Origin of the sequence: Cryobacterium sp., assembly GCF_026786305.1 — a bacterium.
Classification (GTDB): Bacteria; Actinomycetota; Actinomycetes; order Actinomycetales; family Microbacteriaceae; genus Cryobacterium.
Map to the genome: position 1 here is coordinate 1 of NZ_JAJAYI010000071.1, position 2,565 is coordinate 2,565.

The 2,565-nt window shown below is 67.2% G+C and carries 2 protein-coding genes and 1 pseudogene; 2 read left to right on the forward strand and 1 reads right to left on the reverse strand.

The annotated features are described in order from the left end of the window. On the reverse strand, positions 1 to 968 hold a 968-nt coding region (mobF, locus tag LH475_RS08910; protein ID WP_297413520.1), incomplete at its 3' end, for a MobF family relaxase. Positions 969 to 1,978: 1,010 nt separating this feature from the next. Here mobF and LH475_RS08915 point away from each other — a divergent pair. Together LH475_RS08915 and LH475_RS08920 are read left to right on the forward strand one after the other, a co-directional pair. Then, on the forward strand, positions 1,979 to 2,170 hold the full coding sequence (locus LH475_RS08915; RefSeq protein ID WP_297413522.1) for a helix-turn-helix domain-containing protein: 192 nt from the start codon (positions 1,979 to 1,981) through the stop codon (positions 2,168 to 2,170). 155 nt (positions 2,171 to 2,325) lie between these two features. Then, positions 2,326 to 2,565, forward strand: a pseudogene (locus LH475_RS08920) (hypothetical protein); the annotation flags it as partial.

Consider the following 2,565-nt stretch of genomic DNA (forward strand, 5'->3'; position numbering starts at 1 on the left):
CGGTGGCGCCGGCCTGCGTCGAGGACCGCGCGGGTCAGCCGGTCCGGCGACCATCCGGCCATGGCCGCTTCGCTCCGCCACCGGTTCTGCAGCACACCCGGCTCGAGGTGCGCCTTGCGGGGCCGGGTCTTGAGCACCGAGGTCTTCACCACCCTGGCGCGTTCGGCCGGGGTCAGGTCCCGACCCAGCTCGTCAGCGAACCCGGCCAGGGTGGGTGCGGCGTCGGCGTCGACCTGTCGTGCCCGCTTGGACCAGGTCGTGATCAGCTCGGCCGGGACTCCGGCGATTTCGGCCTGGCCGTGCGGGTTGACCGGGTCGAACGCGACGCCGAGGCGGCGGGTCAGCTCCGCGCGCAGCGCGGCCTGGTAGAGGGCGCCGGCGGCCTTCTTGTGGTGGTAGATCTCGTGCCCGTCGATGGTGCGCCAGCCGCCGTCGGCGCAGCGCAGCTTGTTCACCACCAGCGCGTGCGAGTGCAGCTGCGGGTCCCCGGCCCGAGAGGTGCGGTGGTCGAAGATGGCGGCGGCGAAACCGGCGGTGCGAATCGGGGTGACCCCGTCGACCCCTTTCCGGGACATTGCCGCGTGAGAGTCCAGGAATGTCAGCGCCGCCCGTACCGCGGCTTTGTGCGCGTCGGCGATCTCGCCCGCGATGTGGGGTCCGCTGATCGCCCACAGCGCCGACACCGATTTCGGCGCAGAGAACGTCAGGTCATATCCGGTCACCCCGTCGGTTCGCCAGGCCCGGCCAAGCTGCCGGCCCGTTTCCGGGTGAAGCCCGCGGGCCAGCAGTGACTCCAGCTGCCGCTCGAGGACCACCGCGTTCGGGCCGAGGCCCAGCTCGGGCAAGCCCCGGCCCCACCAACGCCCTGGTGCCTCACCGTGGGCCAGGAAGTACTCGGACGGGTCGGTGGCCACCTCGCGCTGGTAGTACCGCCACGACGCGGTCCCGATTTTCGCTGAGCTCAACACGCGCGGAACCTAGCATTTCGAGAATGCACATGTCTGCGTTATCTGAAGCCTTGATCAAGAGGTGCTGGACAATACTGCGGGTGGGTAAGGATATCGCGGTCAAAGACGGATAGTGAAGGGGTGTAGGAGATAATGGCGGTTATGACTTGAGGGCGGTGCGAGAGGATTGACTGGGGGAGAAAGATTCTTGAGCAGGTGCGGCGTGTCGGACGTCGTCGCCGGGCGACAGGGCGGTCAGCGGCTCGGACCGCGATCCAGGCGCCCACCCAGCTTTGGCCTGCAAACGAAGGGATTCGATGAAGGATTGCGGCAACATGAGCGACTCGATCGCCGGCCAACGCCAGTCCCTGCCCACCCGACCGGACAGGTCGGCGGTGCCCGACGTACGGCATCAGAATTCTGCTGGTCGGTGGAATTCTAGCTACGACGGCCGAGAACATCGATGTCGTCAACTCGGTTTTCATCAGATTGCCGAAAGAGCGTCGAACATGAATGACGACTCATCGGATGCAATTTCTTCGGAAGGAAATAGACAACGCAGATGGCTCCGTGACGAAAAGGCTCCGGCTGAAAGAATTGGAGCTTGTGCGCGAGCGACTCGGCCGGCCCCACAGAAAGTGCGCCGCTCGAGTGAGGCACCGCCGCAGCAGGCCTGCACTCGTCGACCTCCACGTCCGATGGACCCTTCGGCCTCGGGCAATCGACTGTCGGCGCCAGCACCGGCTTCGGGTGTCCCAGCGTCGCGACACGCCGACGCCAGTGCAGAATTTTTCAAGATCTTTTCGGGCGGTTTCACCGGACGCGGACGTCCGTGACGGTACGGGGCAGCACGGGGGCGTACGGACCAACACGAGAGCCACTCAGTCCCGCCGAAAGCCTTGCTGGCGTGCAGCCCCGCCGAGGCGCATCCTCCCTCGTGACAAGCGCTTCTCCGTGGTCGCCCGACCATCTCCGTGAACGACGGCGTGTGCCCACAGAGAACCCCGCAGCTGGAGAAGGAGGCACCCGTCATGAGTCTGCTCAGTGTCGAGGAGGCGGCCGAACGGTTCGGCACGTCGCCCCGGTTCATCCGCCGCTTGATCGCAGAGCGGCGCATCGCGTTCACCAAGATCGGCCGTCACGTGCGCATCGAGAGCGCTGACATCGACGCGTTCGTTGCCGCCGGTCGCGTCGAGCCGCACCAACCCTCGGAGGCGTCGTAGCCGTCATCCCGATGAAAGCCATCGCACGACGGACCTCGGGGTCGGAGCGCCGCCGAAATGGAGCGGGCTGCGGGCGTATGCGAGGCCCATCCGGGCAGTCCCTGTGTCGTTCCCCCGTGACAAACTCGCAGCAGTCCCACCTTGGAGGTCACGCCATGAGGACCCGCAGTCGCGCGAGCGGCTTCGGCCACGTCGACAAGTTGCCGTCGGGACGCTGGCGTGCCCGCTACACCGGCCCAGACGCACGCCGCCGGTCGGCTTCCTTCACGACGAAGACCGACGCAAGAGCGTGGCTCGCGACAGCGCAGGCGGACGTCGTACGCAAGGCATGGCGTGCGCCGGAGGCAGGCCGGCGCACCCTCGGGGCGTATGCCGCGGACAACGTCGCGAGGAGC